Genomic DNA, 16787 nt, shown 5'->3' on the forward strand with positions numbered 1-16787 from the left:
CATCTGTCTTAAAGCTTTTTTTATTGTTTATCACTGTATTTTTTTGAAATATAGTTGTGCTTAAGATTTATAAATTTACATCTAAATACCGGGTTTTTAGGGGGTTTTGTGTTGTGTTCCTTGTTTTCTTTATTATATATTTGAGTTAATTCTTTGATACATTTTTAGTCTTACTTTTTGACTTGTAGTGTTAACAAATCTATTTTTTTGATGCGTTGTTAGACAAAAAAAAGGATAGACTTAATACTTAGGCTCAGAATAAACAAGAAAACAAAAATAACCCCTAAAACGATTTTTTTTTGAAAGATTCATTAGTCAATTTAGTACAAACACTTCTCAACAAAAACAAAATTTCTTTTGATCAGGAAGAACTTGCATTTCAGATTCAAAGTCACCCTTCTTATCCTAGTTTACATTCGATAACAGGAGTGTTGGATCATTTTAATATAGAAAATATTGCCGCTCAGGTTCCTGTTGATAGTTCTACACTTGAGCAACTTCCTAACTGTTTTTTGGCACAGGTGAGTTCAAATAATGTAAAAAGTTTGGTGACTATTGAGAAAAAAGGGAAAAGCTATCTAGTATACGATTCAGAAAAGAAGAAGGAGAATACGTCAGAAAGTGAATTTCTAAAAAAGTTCACAGGGGTTGTTGTGGCGGTTGAAAAGACTGATACTACTTTAATAGGATCAAAATCAAATAAAAACCGTCAATACATTGGATTTGGGTTGTTGGGAGTATTAACGATTTTTTTACTTTTAAGAAATACTGACTCTATATATAACACCACTTTTCTATTACTATCTATATTGGGATTAATAATAAGTGTCGCTATTGTAAAACAGGATTTGGGACTACAAACTTCTATAGGAGATGCTTTTTGTTCAGAAACTGATGATAAAAAAGATTGTGACGTAGTATTAAATTCAAAAGGAGCAAAAATTTTAGGAGGATACAAATTAAGTGATTTTAGTATTCTATTTTTTTCAATAATAACGGTTTTAACTCTAATTCAAATAACCAACCCTGTACTTTCTTATTCAATAAGTTTATTAGTAGTTCCAATAACTTTATATTCTCTGTACTACCAACATAATGTAGTGAAAAAATGGTGTTTATTGTGTTTGAGTATTGTTGGAGTGTTATGGTTACAGGCGCTAATATCTTTATTAGCGAACACTTATTTTATTAGTATTGAATTAACTGATATAGTTGTTTTGGGGGTAATCGGAGTAAGTTCATTACTTGGATGGAGCTATATAAAACCAATCATTGCTGAGGTAAAAGATTTAAGGGAAGAGAAGATAGCAGGGGTTAAATTTAGAAGAAACTTTGCCTTGTTTGAAAGAATGCTTAATAAATCCCCTGGATTGGATACAAGAATTAATGAAAGTCAAGAAATTGTTTTAGGGAGTCTTACCTCAGATCTAGAAATTGTTGTGATAACGAATCCATTTTGTGGTCACTGTAGACCAGTTCATAAGCATATTGAGGAAATCCTTAACCGATATGAAAATGATGTAAAAGTAATTATCCGTTTCAATGTTAATGCTCAAAATACACAAAGCGAAGTGGCTAGCATCACGAGTAGATTACTAGAGGTATACAACATCAAAGGAGAAAAAAAATGCATGAAGGCTATGACAGATATTTACGGGGGAGAAAAACCAGATACTTGGTATAAGAAATGGGGGAATTGTCAAGAAAAAGAAAAGTACACCCTTGAATTAAAGAAACAACATAATTGGTGTATGAAAAACGCTATCAATTTCACTCCAAAAGTATTGATTAACGGGCAATCGTTTCCAACAGAGTACAAGCTGTCAGATTTGATTTTTTTTATCGAAGATTTGAAAGAAAGTATACGGTACTCAACGACTCCTGTAACCGAAGAGCAAGCTATATTATAAAGAAATTAAACATATTCTCTCGCGAGGAATAGACACATTTGGTGAGTGTCTTAAAATGATCACCACAACAGTAATTTTAAAAATTAAAACATGAAAAAACAAATTTTGGATTTAGGAAAGGCTTTAAATAAAGCAGAACAAAAAACTATTAATGGTGGATACATGCCAGCTACTTGCGAAGAATTAGGATGGAATGAATACACTTGTAATTATGTACAGATGCATAATGGTGGGATGAGTACTGATCCAAATTATGCTAAATGTTGTTAGATATTAATTCATTCTAAAAGTGAATTTTAAACATTGGAAGAGTAGTAAACAGAGCAGAGTAAATTAAAGTCAGAAAAGGAAAGGTTCGTTGGTGAATTGTTATAAACATATCTACCTTCCTAATTGATGAACAGTACTCTCTTGTGTAATTATGAGATCCAATGTTATAAACTGTAAAAAGAAAAGGTGTAAAACTTTTTCTTGTAACAAAAAGACTCTCATGCAGAGTAGTTTTTATAAAAAAATCTAAAAATGTTCTTTAAAAAGAACTTTAAAAACTAAATCATGAAAAAACAAATTTTAAACTTAGGGAAAACTTTAAGTAAGACTCAACAAAAAGAAATTTTTGGAGGAGGAATACCTATTACTCACGAGGGAGATCCTTGTTGGGGTGATAATGAAACAGGGAGTACACCATCTGGTTGTCCTTGTTCTCAAGGTTCTCAATGTGCTTCGAGTACATGTTATTCTCCTGGTGCCGGAGCAGTATCAGTATGTTACTAATGTAATATAGTAACCAAAAAAACAGGGGAAGGATCAATATCTTTCCCCTTTACTTGTATGTAGAGTATTAGTCAGTGGTATGTAATAGGTTAGCTAATTCTTTTGCGAGTTAAAAAATATATTCAAATAAATCTTGGTTTAGTTTGTTATTTTTACATAAAAAATAAACTTTATGTGGATCAAAAAACAAATCCCAAATATCATCACCCTCTTCAATCTTTTTTTTGGATGTATTGCAGTAATTTTTGCTGTAAAAGGTAACTTGGAGTTAGCTGCATTATTTGTAGGATTGGGTATTTTTTTTGATTTTTTTGATGGCTTTGCCGCTAGAGTTTTAAATGCGCAAAGTGAATTAGGGCTGCAATTGGATTCATTAGCAGATATGGTAACAAGTGGAGTTGTACCAGGGATTGCGATGTATCAAATGCTTACGCAAGTTTTTGGAAATCCGTTTTATGCAGAAAGCACAACAGCTTCAGATTTATCTCTATTGGGGATTAATATGGGATACCTCTCTTTATTAGGACTTTTGATAACACTAGCTTCAGCATATAGACTGGCTAAGTTTAATATAGACACACGCCAAACGACGTCATTTATTGGATTACCTACTCCTGCAAATACTTTGTTGATTATGAGTTTGCCACTTATTCTCAAGTTTCAACAAGAGCCCTGGATAGTAGAGATTATTCTAAACAAATGGTTTTTGATTGGATTAACGCTGATTAGTTGTTATCTCCTTAATGCCGAAATTCCTTTATTTGCCTTAAAATTTAAGACATGGGGCTTTGCAGAGAATAAGGTTAGGTATATCTTTCTACTTCTTGCAATAGTGCTAATTTTCTTATTGAAATTTTTGGCTATCCCCTGTATAATTTTACTTTATGTGTTTATGTCACTATTTTTTTCGAAGAAGGGATAATTCATGACTATTGAGATTTTGCATAAAAAACTTGATAGAAATTTGTGCTATTTTTTAGTGCTAAATATCATAGTAATGCTATTTATATCCTGCTCAGACAAAAAAACTTCTCCAGAGCAAATTAAAAGAGGGAGTTTTCTTCTTTCAAAACAAAACGATTCACTTCATTACTTATCTGTAAATAAAGTTGACACCGCTACTTGGTGGAAGTTACCTTATCCTGTATATGCGTTTCAGACAGGTGATATTAATAAAGATGGGGTAGAGGATGCACTTGTTGGAGTAGTTAAACAAACTCGTTTTCACCCTAAAAAAGCAAAACGACTCTTTATTTTTAAAAATTATAAAGGACTGGTGCGTCCTCTTTGGTTAGGATCAAGACTGAGTCAGCCTTTAGTTGACTTTAGATTTAAAAAAACAGAAAAACAAACCAGGATAAGAAGCGTTGAAAAAGAAAAGAGTGGTAAATATTTAGTAGCAGAATACAAATGGCGTAAGTTTGGACTGGAGTTTACAAGGTATTTAAAAAGAGAGATAGATAGCATTGCGGCTTTATCACTATTAGAAAATTAATCAACTGATAACAAAGTATTATGAAAAAACTGATTTTAGTATTTATTTCTTTAATGCTACTAAGTTGTGGTAACAGTAAGAAATCTGAAGAAAAAGAACGTGATAATAAAGCTGATGATGATGTAGTAGAGCTTGAAAAAGCAGATAAAGAACGGGTTAATCCTTTGATTGCTAATAAACAACTGGATGTAGAACTGTTAAATGGTAATATAGATTTAGGAATGGATGTTTCAAGTCTTAGCCTGTCTGATCTTAGAATTTTACGTAATGCATTTGCTGCAAAACAAGGGTATTGTTTTATGAAAGCAGATCTTAGAGCAATTTTTAGTACCACTAGCTGGTATGATAAAAAAATGGAAGATAGATATTGGAAAGAAGAAGAAGGATCAATTTCTCCTATAGTATATACCAAAGAAGAACAAAAGTTTATTGAAAAGTTAAAGAATAGAGAGAATGAATTGAAATTACAAAATTTTATAAAGAATGCCGGTCGTAAGTCGATAAACGTGGATAATGTAGTAAACCTTTTTCAGATGGAAGAGGCTCCCGTAGAACTGATGGCAATGTTAAAGAAGAATGGATTTGCAATAGTTCCTAATGATAATATTCAGTTATTTCATGTATATGAACAAAATGACTATCAGCAGTTTCCTAATTTTGTAACTACCGATATGTATATGCAATTGTTTCATATGTATTTTGGATATATTCTTAGAACTGTTGAAGAGAAGGAGTTTATTCCGTTAGTCTCTCAGATATGTACATCAATGATGGAGGATATGAAGAGTATAGAAGCGGCAGCACAGGAAGCGTCTATTAAAGAATTAGCAACTTATAATTTTACTTATTATGCAATTGCTTATACAATTTTAACTGATAAAACAGTAGAAGTTCCTGGAGTTTTTAAGAATCAATATCAGGAAGAATTAGAAAATATAAATACTGCCCAAGATGATTTTTCGGCTTTTTTGGACTATAAAGATGTAAGGTTCCCATATAGCCTTTTTAAACCCAGAGGACATTACACAAGAACAGATAGCTTGAAGCGCTATTTCAAATCTATGATGTGGTTACAAACTGCTCCTTTTTGTTTGGATAATGATACTCATTTAAAAAGAGCAGCTCTAAGTGCTGCAACTTTGGTTAATAGTCCTAATTATGGTGAAGAAACTTTAAAAAAATACAATGCCATTATGGAACCTATAAACTTTATTATAGGTCTTCCTGATAATGTGTCATTTTTAAATTTGGTTGAAATTATTAAAAAAGATAAGGTAGAATTAGATGATCTTCTTACAAATAAAGAATCTTTAGAAAAGTTTAGAAAAGAAGTTAAAAAAATAGCAGATAATCAGAATGCTATAAAAGCCAAGGAAGCTTCAACTTGTGTAGATAAGATTAACTTTATTCCTCAACGATATTTATCAGATAACGAAATTTTACAGGAGCTCGTTGATGTTAAGAGCGAAGTAACAAAGAGAGGATATCCCAAAGGGCTTGATGTAATGGCTGCTTTTGGTAGTGTTTCTGCAGAAAATATTTTAATTAATGAATTGAAGGAAGATGAGAACTGGAGTGAGTACCCTACAATATTAGGCTCCATGAAAAATAAAATGAAAGAATTAGATTGGAGCTCAACAGTGTATAATAAATGGATAGAAGGACTCTTGCAATTACAAAAGCCAAATAAGGATTACCCCTATTTTATGCAGACACCGCAATGGGCAAAAAAGGATTTAAATGCATCATTAGCCTCTTGGGCAGAGTTAAAGCATGATGCTATCCTCTATGCAGAACAACCTATGGCGGCAGAATGCGGAGACGGGGGACCACCAAGTCCATATACAGTAGGATATGTTGAGCCAAATATAGGATATTGGAACTCTGTCATAGAATTGATCGATTTAACTCAAGAGGTTTTACAAAAAAATAATCTTATTAATTCTGATATCTCTCGTATAACATCTAGTATGAGAGAAAATGCAGAATTTTTGCTTTCTGCCAGCAAAAAAGAACTTTCGGGAGAAAAACTCTCTGAGAAAGAATATGCCCAGATTGAACTTATTGGAAGTACATTCGAATGGTTAACACTTGATGTGGTAACCGTAGAAGGGCAACGAGCAGATAGCTGGGATAATGTAAAAGGACCTGATAAATCTGTTGCCGTGGTGGCTGATATCTATACCGCAAACGGAAGTAATAACCCTGATAAAGGAATTTTGCATGTTGCTACAGGAAATGTAAATGATATTTATGTTATTGTAGAGATCGAAGGATACCTATATCTTACCAAAGGAGCTGTGTTTGGCTATCATGAATTTCATGTCCCACTAGATAATCGATTGACAGACGAAGAGTGGCAAGAAATGCTAGAAAAAAATCAAGCCCCAGAAATGCCAGCTTGGATTAAAGAGATTATAGTTCCTATTGATTCTCCAAAACCTAATGAAAAAATATTTTATAGTTCGGGATGCTAAAAAGAAGGTATCGATAAATATACAGAGGGTACTGCTTTGTATGCCGTTTCTTATACTATTTTTTGGTGGATTGATTGTGTTTTCTTGCAATACTGCCCCAAAAAAAGAATTAGAAACGGTAAAAATCATTTTTACCGGAGATTTACTTCTCGATAGAGGAGTTAGAGAGAGAATAGAGCACTTAGGAATTGATAATTTATTCGATGCGACTATAGATTCTGTTTTTTTAGAAAGTGATATTATAATCGCTAATCTGGAATGCCCGGCAACCAAAATTATGGAACCTATTAATAAGCAGTTTATTTTTAGAGCAGAACCTGAGTGGTTATCAGGTTTGAAAGAACATAAGATTACCCACCTGAACATGGCAAATAATCATGCAATGGATCAAGGAAGAAAAGGGTTGGTTGATACAGAAAAGAACATTCTAAACAATGGTTTGATTCCTCTAGGGTATGGAACGAATTTAGAGAAAGCCTGTAAAGCACAATTAATCACTGATTCTCCAAGAAAAATTTATGTATTATCATCACTTCAAGTACCGTCAGAGAATTGGCCATTTTTAGAGAATAAGCCTTGTGTATGTGAAGAGTCGTTTGATGAAATAGCTATACGAATAAAGAAACTGAAAAAAATAGAGCCTAACTCTGTGGTGATTATTCAATTGCATTGGGGAGCAGAACACACTACAACTCCTTTAACTATCCAAAAACAACAGGCTCGAAAATTAATCGATTCGGGAGCAGATGCTATTATTGGGCATCATAGCCATACTATCCAATCGATAGAAACTTACAATGAAAAACAAATCTACTATAGTTTAGGGAATTTTATTTTTGATCAATCTAATCCTATTAACTCAAAGGGTTTAATGGTAGAGATGGTGATAAGTGAGTCAAAAACAGTATTTAATGACATCACATTTGATATTGAAAAATGTGTACCTAAACTATAGTGCAGCGTTTAAGACAACAACAGTTTTTTACAAAAGCACTATAATTAGAAGTTTAATTTCTTTTTTCGTAATTCAAAATTTTGACCTAGATAAACTTTACGTACCATTTCATCTTCCGCCAGTTCCTCTGGGATACCCGCTTTAAGAATACTACCTTCAAACATTAAATAAGTTCTGTCCGTAATTGCCAAGGTTTCTTGTACATTGTGGTCAGTAATAAGGATACCTATATTTTTATTTTTGAGTTGAGCAACGATACGTTGTATATCTTCTACCGCTACAGGATCTACTCCCGCAAATGGCTCGTCAAGAAGTATAAAATTAGGGTCAGTAGCTAAGGCCCTTGCAATTTCTGTACGTCTTCGTTCACCACCACTTAGTAAGTCACCTCTGTTTTTGCGAATATGACCTAGACCAAACTCTTCTATAAGAGCTTCCATCTTATGTAACTGCTCTTTTTTAGAAAGTTTTGTAAGTTGTAAAACACTTAAGATGTTATCTTCGATGCTTAGTTTTCTAAAAACAGATGCTTCCTGAGCCAAATAACCAATACCGTTTTGTGCTCTTTTATACATCGGGTATTTGGTAATATCTGTGTTTTCTAAAGTAATTTTTCCTCCATTTGGTTTAACTAAACCAACGATCATATAGAAAGAAGTCGTCTTACCAGCTCCATTTGGACCCAAAAGCCCAACAATTTCTCCCTGATTTACTTCTAGAGAAATTCCTTTTACTACTTTTCTGCCTTTATATGATTTTATAAGATTATCTGCTTTTAATTTCATGCTAGAATGACTTCTTTATAATAGAGGTGTTGCTATAATTTAGCTGGTAAATTTACATTATTCTTTTTAACCGTAATAGCTTTGCGAAGCTTTTGCTTCAAGAGCATCCCAAAATTCATAAGCTTTACGCAAATGGGGAATAACAATTGTTCCTCCAACAAGGGTTGCGATGCTAAGAGACTCCACAACCTCTTCTTTGGTTAGTCCTTCTTTATGACAAGTCTCGAGATGGTAACGAACACAATCGTCACAGCGAAGCACAATAGAAGCTACTAATCCCAATAGCTCTTTGGTTTTTACGTTTAGAGCACCCTCTGTATAGGCATTAGTATCTAGATTAAAGATTCTTTTTATTATTTTATTATTATCCTCAAGGATTCGAGAATTCATTTTTTCTCTATATGCATTAAAATCATCTACTATATCACTCATTTAGGTCGTTTTTTGAAGTTTTTTATTTGCTTTTTTAATCACTGCTTTAGAAATAAAAATACTGATTTCGTATAAAATTAAAACAGGAATTGCGACAATAACCTGACTTGCAATATCAGGAGGTGTGATTATTGCAGAAAGTATTAGCACGATTACCAACGCAAATTTTCGGTATTTTCTTAAAAATTCAGGAGTGACTAACCCAATCTTGGTTAAGAAAAACATAATTACTGGTAATTCAAATATTAACCCACAGGCGATAACAGATGCTCTTACTAGTGCGATATAACTGTCAATATCAAATTCATTAAGAACTTCTTTGCTTACTTGGTAGCCTCCTAAAAAGTTGATTGATAATGGGGTGATCACATAATATCCAAAAAGGACCCCTAGAAAAAAAAGCAAAGAGCAAATAATAATAAAACCTTTAGAATATTTTTTCTCATTTGCATGCATGGCTGGGGCAACAAATTTCCAAAATTCATATATAACATACGGAAATGCAAAAATAAATCCAGCCGTTATCGATGTCCAGATATGAACAGAAAATTGCCCGGCTACTTTTCTACTTTGAACACTAAAAGGTAATTCTTTGAAGCATAGACTTTCGTCTAATCCCAGGAGTTTAGACAAGTTGCATAATCCTTTATATGTTGGAAAGTCTGGTTTTTTTGGACCAAATATAATTACATCAAAAATAAACTCTTTGGCAACAAAGGCTATAACTCCTGCTATAAGTACGGCTACAGTTGCTCGAATCAGGTGCCATCGTAATTCTTCTAGATGATCTAGAAAAGACATGGATTGAGGATCGTTGGTGCTATTTTTTGCCATTATAAAATACCTTCTCTAATTAGGTCATGAATATGCAAAAAACCAGCGTATTTTCCATCTTCTTCTGCCAATAATTGTGATATAGAATTTTCTTCTAATTTTTCAAGAGCATCAACAGCCATAGCATCATTATTGATACGTTTAGGATTTGGAGACATAATATCTCTGGCGGTTAATCCTTCAAAAGAAGAAATATTGGTGGTTAACATTCTACGTAAATCACCATCGGTTATAATACCTATTATAGCACCGTTTTCTGTCACTGCAGTTGCTCCAAGCCTTTTTTCTGTCATTTCTACAATCACACTTGTTATATTCGAGTCAGGAGATACTTCAGGTTTTTCGTTCTGCGAGGTTATATCGCTTACTCGTAAATATAGTTTTTTGCCAAGGGCACCTCCAGGGTGATATTTAGCGAAATCTCTACTAGAAAAACCTTGAAGATGTAATAAACAAACAGCCAAGGCATCTCCAATAACAAGTTGCGCAGTAGTACTGGTGGTCGGAGCAAGATTATTTGGGCATGCTTCTTTTTCTACATAAGCATGTAACACATAATCAGCCTCGATACCCAAAAAAGATTTTTTATTAGCAGTAATACCGATCAAAGTATTGTTAAAATTCTTTATTAATGGGACTAACACTTTTATTTCAGGAGTATTTCCGCTTTTAGATATGCAAATAACGATGTCATCTTCAAGAATGTTACCTAAATCTCCATGAATTGCATCAGCCGCATGCATAAAGACAGCAGGAGTTCCTGTAGAATTCATAGTGGCTACAATTTTTGTAGCAATAATTGCACTTTTACCAATTCCAGTAATTATAACCCTGCCTTTTGAGTTATGAATAGTATCTACCGCATTAGAAAATTCTTCATCAATAAGTCCTTCTAAATGGGCTATCGCACGGGCTTCTTCGGCGATAGTTTTTTTTGCATATGAAATTATAGTATCCTTAGTCTTCAAAATTTTCAAAATTTGCATGTTATAAATAAAGATTTTATTATCTTTAATTTGCGCAAAGGTATACAATACCTTATTAATTTTAAATATTGATAAAAAAAAGCGTATTATTTTATGCTTTGCTTATCTTTGACACACTAAAATTAAAAAACGAAACATCCACTACACCTATGCTTGGGGGAATATAGATGTAGTGATAGAGAATCTTTGATTTAATTGGTATATAAAACTTAAGAGGTTTAATGAGTTTGAATGAAACTGACTTGCAAAGTGCTTTAAAAAAACACTTTGGGTTTAGTCAATTTAGAGGACTACAGGAAAGGGTAATACATAGTATTCTGGAAAAGAATAATACTTTTGTAATAATGCCCACAGGCGGCGGGAAATCCCTATGTTATCAACTGCCTGCTTTAATGTGCGAAGGAACAGCAATTGTCGTTTCGCCTTTGATTGCATTGATGAAAAATCAAGTAGATGCTATTCGTAGCATTTCGTCAGTGGAAGGGATAGCACATGTGCTTAATTCATCCCTTAACAAATCAGAAGTGAAAAGGGTAAAAGAGGATATAATAAGCGGTGTAACCAAATTATTATATGTAGCTCCAGAATCACTTACTAAAGAAGAATATGTGGATTTTTTGAAATCTCAAAAAATATCTTTTTTGGCTATTGATGAAGCTCACTGTATAAGTGAATGGGGACATGATTTTAGACCCGAATATCGCAACTTGCGTAATATCATTAAAAGGATTGGTGAAGACATTCCTATTATCGGACTTACAGCAACCGCAACTCCAAAAGTACAAGAGGATATTCTTAAAAATCTCGGGATGAGTAATGCTGAAACGTTTAAAGCATCATTCAATCGCCCGAACTTGTTTTATGAAATACGCCCAAAAACAAAAAATGTAGATGCCGATATTACACGTTTTGTAAAACAAAATAGTGGTAAAAGTGGTATCATTTATTGTCTCAGCAGAAAAAGAGTTGAAGAACTGGCTCAGACCTTAGAGGTTAATGGTGTTAAAGCAGTCCCTTATCACGCAGGGTTAGATGCCAAAACTAGAGCAAAACATCAGGATATGTTTTTGATGGAAGATGTGGATGTGGTAGTGGCTACAATTGCCTTTGGAATGGGGATTGATAAACCGGATGTACGGTTTGTGATTCATCATGATATGCCCAAAAGTATTGAAAGTTACTATCAAGAAACTGGTCGTGCTGGGAGAGATGGAGGAGAAGGACACTGCTTGGCATATTATGCATATAAAGATATAGAGAAGTTAGAGAAATTTATGAGTGGTAAGCCTGTTGCAGAACAGGAAATTGGTCATGCGTTACTACAAGAAATTGTTGCTTTTGCCGAAACATCAATATCTAGGCGTAAATTTATATTACACTATTTTGGTGAAGAGTTTGATGATGTAAATGGCGAAGGTGCGGATATGGATGATAATATTCGTAATCCAAAGAAAAAACACGAAGCCAAAGATGAAGTAAAACTATTGCTTGAAGTGGTTAGTAGAACAGGTGAGATATATAAATCAAAAGACCTCGTTAATACGCTTATTGGTAAAAGTAATGCGCTGATTATTTCTCATAGAACACACCAGCAATCTTTCTTTGGTAGTGGTAGTGCAAGAGATGATAAATATTGGATGGCTTTGGCACGTCAGGTATTAGTAAAAGGATACTTGCGTAAAGATATAGAGACTTATGGGGTTATTAGAATTACTCCAGAAGGGAAAGAATTTATAGAAAACCCAGTTAGTTTTATGATGACAGAAGATCATATCTATAATGAAACTAATGACGATTCTATTGTAACTGCTACAAAAACTGGGGCTAAGGGAGGGAGTGATGATAAATTAGCAGGAATGCTCCGCAGTCTGAGAAAAACAGTAGCCAAAAAATTAGGCGTTCCCCCGTTTGTTGTATTTCAAGACCCTTCTATTGATGATATGGCTCTAAAATATCCTGTTACTATCGAAGAATTAGGGAATGTTCATGGAGTAGGTGAAGGAAAAGCTAAAAAATATGGAAAAGAGTTCGTTACTCTAATTGCTAAGTATGTAGAAGAAAATGATGTTATGAGACCAGATGATTTTGTAGTAAAAAGCACTGGTGCCAATAGTGGGCTGAAGTTATATATTATCCAAAATGTAGATCGCAAACTACCCTTGGATGATATTGCTGCTGCAAAAGGGATGGATATGCCAGCTTTTATTAAAGAAATGGAAGCCATTGTCTATAGTGGAACGAAACTTAATATCGCTTATTGGATAGATGAAATTTTGGATGAAGATCAGCAAGAGGAAATTCATGAATATTTCATAGAAGCAGAAAATGATAAAATAGATACCGCGATAGAAGAGTTTGATGGAGATTATGATGATGAAGAACTTCGTCTATATCGTATCAAATTTATTAGTGAGGTTGCGAACTAATATAAAATATTAAAATAAAAAATGGCTATATCCATATTAGGGTATAGCCATTTTTTATTTACAGTATGATTAACATTAAATTCTACTAGTGTTAAGGATTTGTATTTACACAAATACCTCCTTGAGGGATCCACCCCAGGCATAAACATAGAGTGCCGTCACTCGAGATAGCCTGAGCACAACCTAAATTAGATCCAGCTTTAATTGACCGTTGCTGGTTTTTGTGTAGTTTTTGAACTCCACTAGTTTCTAAAATTTTCTTTAACATAGTATAGGTTTTAAAAATTAATTAATAAATCTTTTCGATTTCTATTTAAAAAACGAAAGAAAAAAAACTGTAGTGTTTTTTATGAGTTAAGCTTTAGTTAATTAAATCGACGTGATGATATGTATAATAATAACCTTTTGTTTAATAAAAGTATAGCAATTACTTATCTTTGCTTCTTTAAATTAAAAAGCTTAAAAACACGCTATTATGCAAGAAGGATTATACGCAAAATTTAATACAACAAAAGGAAGTATTCTTGTTAATTTAGAATATAAAAAAACACCGGGAACGGTTGGTAATTTTGTTGGTCTCGCCGAAGGTAATTTAGAAAATCAAGCTATTCCTCAAGGAAAACCTTATTATAATGGGTTAAAATTTCATAGGGTAATCGCTGATTTTATGGTACAAGGAGGCGACCCTCAAGGTAGTGGAGCAGGTGGTCCAGGGTATCAATTTGATGATGAGATTCATCCAGATCTAAAACATGATGGTCCTGGAGTATTATCCATGGCTAATGCAGGACCTGGAACTAATGGAAGCCAGTTTTTTATTACACATGTAGAAACCTCATGGTTGGATGGAAAACATACTGTGTTCGGTAAAGTAGTAGAGGGACAAGATGTGGTAAATGCTATCGAGCAAGGAGACGAGATAGAATCTTTAGAAATTCAGAGAGTCGGAGCTGATGCAGAAAACTTTAATGCGGTTGAAACTTTTAGAAGTTTTAATGGTGCTAAAGCAGAAAGAGAAGCTGTTGCTAAGAAAAAATCAGAAGAATTGTTAGAAGAATTAGCTGCTGGATTTGATAAAACTGATAGTGGTTTACGATATAAAATTGTTCAAAAAGGAGAAGGTGTAACAGCAGAAAAAGGTAAGACTGTTTCTGTACATTATAAAGGAAGCTTAACTGATGGCACGGTGTTTGATTCTTCTTATAAACGCAATCAGCCTATAGATTTTCCATTAGGAATGGGGCAAGTAATCTCTGGATGGGATGAAGGAATTGCGTTATTGCAAGTAGGAGATAAAGCAAGATTTGTGATACCTCCCTATTTGGGATATGGAGATAGAGGTGCCGGAGGAGTTATTCCACCAAATGCAACATTGATTTTTGATGTAGAATTGGTAGAAGTAAAATAGCTTTTTGAAGTATATTATCTAAAAAAAATCCCGGATATGATTATATTCCGGGATTTTTTTTAAAACTATTTTTTTGTCAAATAAATAAAAAAAACCTTTATTATTTGTTTTTTGATAAAAATGAAACGATATGATTAAAGTAAATTATTATATCTGAAGTAAATTTTTGTATCAAAAGTCTTATTTTTAGCGTTTTATGTTTATATTAATGTTGAATTTATTTCTGTTTTGTTAATGATGTTTTGTTAAAAAAATGTATTTAGATAGTTAAATCCCCTTTTATTTATATTTTAAACAAAATTTGCTATACCCCTAGATTATGAAACAAGGACTTATTACCTTTTTAGTTCTGTGTGGCTTCCATATTGCCGCTGGACAAGAAAAAGAAGATATTTTGGTTAATATTAATGACCAAATGGAGATTATTAATGGTTATATAGAATTTGAAAAGTTTTATCTTGATCCAGAGGAATTTCTTGATAAAATGGCTGATCACGGTGCAGAACTTACTGGTTATTATGAGCACGAAAGGCTTAAAAAGATGGTGCGAAAAGTAGGAACGCGAACTGCAGATGTTATCACTACCTTTTATTTTTGGAATAACCAGTTAATCCATGTGAACTACAAGCAAAGACCCTATTTGGAAACAAAAAATGAGAGCGGTCAGACAATTCTGGATTATTCTAATGCGTATACCAAGTATGAGTCTAAGCGTTATTTTGATAATGATAAGATGATAGATAAAGAAGTAATTGGTAAACCGTTGGATGATATTGCTCCGGATAAAGAATTTGTAGGATATGCCAATAAAATGAAATTGTTACTGGATAATAAATTTTATAATAGAGACATGTATGAATCATTACAAGGTAGATGGCTCTTTATCCAAAATACAGATGATTATATAATTTTTGAAGGTACAATACGATTTAATTTTTATAATGGAAAATTTGCAAATCGTCTAAAAACCAGGATAGAAGACGACACGTTGATCTGCTTTTTTCCTATGGACGACAGAACATATAGGTATAAAATTAATGATGTTAATGATACTATGCTTACGTTAACAGACCTTTCGTCACAAGAAGAATTTGTTTATGCTAAGGTAGAATAAACTTCTAGATGTATGGGTCTAAAATATCCGATCTGCACATTTAAAGATTATCATCAAATTATAATTAAGGATTAAAAGAGATAAATCATTCTTTGCATTTCTCGATATTCATCCTTTATGTCTGGATAATCCAGATTGTAAAAAGAAACAGTATTGAATCCTGATTTTTTGTAAAAAGGAAGTGCAGGGCTGGTTGTCATCACATCTAGCCAAACGGCTTTTTTACCTAAGTTAAAAGCGTATTTTTTTGTAAAATCAATCCCTTTTTTACCAATTCCTAAACCTGTTGAGGTTTTTAAAAGGTATATCTTTTCTAATTGAAGTGCTTCAGAATCATTAAAATTTTTAATCTTTTGATGTTTTCTGATTTTTAATAACCCCAGAACATTATTCTCTTTTTTGATAAGAAAATAGATAATGTTTGAAGTCTTGAAATCTTCTTCAAAAGCTTTTTTATTAAAACTTAGATTGATGTAATAACTGGGGTCGTTGCGTTTCCAGACATGAGAATAATGTTCTGGATAGCATTGCTGACTTACTTCTATTAGATCAAGGATATCATCCTTAGAACACTTTTTAAATATTACATCTTGCATAAAATATTCAACAGAAAACAATCTCTTTATTGTTCTTTCCATTTTATATTACATCCGATACTAGGTTTTTGCTCTTGAGAAACAGTTGTATTGCGCAATACCGCATCTAATGCCTGGCGGAGGTCACGACCATTTACAGGAATTCCATTTCCGGGTCTCGAATCATCAAGCTGACCTCTGTAAATTAGTTTTAATTCTGAGTCAAATAAATAAAAATCTGGAGTACAAGCGGCGTCATAGGCTCTGGCTACTTCTTGAGTCTCATCAAACAGGTAGGGAAAGGTGTAATTGTTTTTTTGAGCAGTTTTCCACATTTCTTCTGGAGCGTCTTGTGGGTAATTTTCAATATCATTACTACTTATGGCTGCAAAACCAAACCCCTGAACACGGTAATCATTGGCTATTCTAGAGATTTCTTCGTTTACATGGATTACAAAAGGGCAGTGATTACAAATAAACATAACAACAGTTCCTTTTTCTCCAGTAATATCTTTTAGGCTAACCATATTATTGGTGACCGTATCGATAAGGGTAAAATCTGGAGCAGTAGTGCCTAAAGGTAGCATATTAGAAGGAGTACGAGCCATAATTATCT

At 33.1% G+C, this 16787-nt stretch carries 17 protein-coding genes; 10 read left to right on the plus strand and 7 right to left on the minus strand.

Annotated elements, in window-relative coordinates:
* The first annotated feature begins 299 nt into the window (after positions 1 to 299).
* From C1X07_RS17150 to C1X07_RS17180, 7 genes are all read left to right on the plus strand, one after another.
* Positions 300 to 1910: a vitamin K epoxide reductase family protein gene (locus C1X07_RS17150; RefSeq protein WP_103071255.1), complete on the plus strand. Its 1611-nt coding sequence runs from the start codon at positions 300 to 302 to the stop codon at positions 1908 to 1910.
* 90 nt (positions 1911 to 2000) lie between these two features.
* On the plus strand, positions 2001 to 2180 hold the full coding sequence (locus C1X07_RS17155) for a hypothetical protein (RefSeq protein ID WP_103071256.1): 180 nt from the start codon (positions 2001 to 2003) through the stop codon (positions 2178 to 2180).
* Between the two features lie 285 nt (positions 2181 to 2465).
* Complete coding sequence (locus tag C1X07_RS17160) at positions 2466 to 2684, plus strand: hypothetical protein (RefSeq protein WP_103071257.1); 219 nt, start codon at positions 2466 to 2468, stop codon at positions 2682 to 2684.
* A gap of 172 nt (positions 2685 to 2856) precedes the next feature.
* Complete coding sequence (locus C1X07_RS17165) at positions 2857 to 3606, plus strand: CDP-alcohol phosphatidyltransferase family protein (RefSeq protein ID WP_103071258.1); 750 nt, start codon at positions 2857 to 2859, stop codon at positions 3604 to 3606.
* A 3-nt stretch (positions 3607 to 3609) separates the two neighbouring features.
* Complete coding sequence (locus C1X07_RS17170; RefSeq protein WP_206604251.1) at positions 3610 to 4179, plus strand: hypothetical protein; 570 nt, start codon at positions 3610 to 3612, stop codon at positions 4177 to 4179.
* A gap of 20 nt (positions 4180 to 4199) precedes the next feature.
* Positions 4200 to 6656 (plus strand): DUF3160 domain-containing protein, encoded by a 2457-nt coding sequence (locus C1X07_RS17175; protein WP_103071259.1) that lies wholly within the window; start codon positions 4200 to 4202, stop codon positions 6654 to 6656.
* Positions 6625 to 7611 (plus strand): CapA family protein, encoded by a 987-nt coding sequence (locus C1X07_RS17180; protein WP_103071260.1) that lies wholly within the window; start codon positions 6625 to 6627, stop codon positions 7609 to 7611. The genes C1X07_RS17175 and C1X07_RS17180 overlap by 32 nt, the downstream gene beginning before the upstream one ends.
* A gap of 44 nt (positions 7612 to 7655) precedes the next feature.
* On the opposite strand, the gene lptB is transcribed toward C1X07_RS17180, so the two are convergent.
* The 4 genes from lptB to C1X07_RS17200 form a co-directional block, all read right to left on the minus strand.
* Entirely contained in the window at positions 7656 to 8396 is a 741-nt protein-coding gene (lptB, locus tag C1X07_RS17185) for an LPS export ABC transporter ATP-binding protein (RefSeq protein ID WP_103071261.1), read from the minus strand.
* Positions 8397 to 8462: 66 nt separating this feature from the next.
* The gene (locus C1X07_RS17190) at positions 8463 to 8828 is read right to left on the minus strand and encodes a carboxymuconolactone decarboxylase family protein (RefSeq protein ID WP_103071262.1); all 366 of its coding nucleotides are present in this window, start codon (positions 8826 to 8828) and stop codon (positions 8463 to 8465) included.
* Entirely contained in the window at positions 8829 to 9662 is an 834-nt protein-coding gene (gene tatC / locus C1X07_RS17195) for a twin-arginine translocase subunit TatC (protein WP_103071263.1), read from the minus strand.
* Positions 9662 to 10648: a KpsF/GutQ family sugar-phosphate isomerase gene (locus tag C1X07_RS17200; RefSeq protein ID WP_394335671.1), complete on the minus strand. Its 987-nt coding sequence runs from the start codon at positions 10646 to 10648 to the stop codon at positions 9662 to 9664. The genes tatC and C1X07_RS17200 overlap by 1 nt, the downstream gene beginning before the upstream one ends.
* A gap of 221 nt (positions 10649 to 10869) precedes the next feature.
* Here C1X07_RS17200 and C1X07_RS17205 point away from each other — a divergent pair, with 221 nt between their 5' ends.
* Positions 10870 to 13074, plus strand: coding sequence for a RecQ family ATP-dependent DNA helicase (locus C1X07_RS17205; protein WP_103071264.1), 2205 nt, complete (start codon positions 10870 to 10872; stop codon positions 13072 to 13074).
* A gap of 91 nt (positions 13075 to 13165) precedes the next feature.
* Here C1X07_RS17205 and C1X07_RS25070 read toward each other — a convergent pair whose 3' ends face one another.
* Entirely contained in the window at positions 13166 to 13342 is a 177-nt protein-coding gene (locus C1X07_RS25070) for a hypothetical protein (protein WP_164914187.1), read from the minus strand.
* A gap of 207 nt (positions 13343 to 13549) precedes the next feature.
* Between C1X07_RS25070 and C1X07_RS17210 the strand changes: the two genes are divergently transcribed.
* Together C1X07_RS17210 and C1X07_RS17215 are read left to right on the plus strand one after the other, a co-directional pair.
* Complete coding sequence (locus C1X07_RS17210; protein ID WP_103071265.1) at positions 13550 to 14482, plus strand: peptidylprolyl isomerase; 933 nt, start codon at positions 13550 to 13552, stop codon at positions 14480 to 14482.
* 319 nt (positions 14483 to 14801) lie between these two features.
* On the plus strand, positions 14802 to 15596 hold the full coding sequence (locus tag C1X07_RS17215; RefSeq protein ID WP_103071266.1) for a hypothetical protein: 795 nt from the start codon (positions 14802 to 14804) through the stop codon (positions 15594 to 15596).
* Between the two features lie 71 nt (positions 15597 to 15667).
* On the opposite strand, the gene C1X07_RS17220 is transcribed toward C1X07_RS17215, so the two are convergent.
* Both C1X07_RS17220 and C1X07_RS17225 read right to left on the minus strand, forming a co-directional pair.
* Complete coding sequence (locus C1X07_RS17220; RefSeq protein ID WP_103071267.1) at positions 15668 to 16234, minus strand: GNAT family N-acetyltransferase; 567 nt, start codon at positions 16232 to 16234, stop codon at positions 15668 to 15670.
* Entirely contained in the window at positions 16219 to 16779 is a 561-nt protein-coding gene (locus tag C1X07_RS17225) for a thioredoxin family protein (RefSeq protein ID WP_103071268.1), read from the minus strand. The genes C1X07_RS17220 and C1X07_RS17225 overlap by 16 nt, the downstream gene beginning before the upstream one ends.
* Positions 16780 to 16787 lie beyond the last annotated feature (8 nt).

Origin of the sequence: Aquimarina sediminis, from assembly GCF_002895435.1 — a bacterium.
In the GTDB taxonomy this organism is placed as follows: Bacteria; Bacteroidota; Bacteroidia; order Flavobacteriales; family Flavobacteriaceae; genus Aquimarina; species Aquimarina sediminis.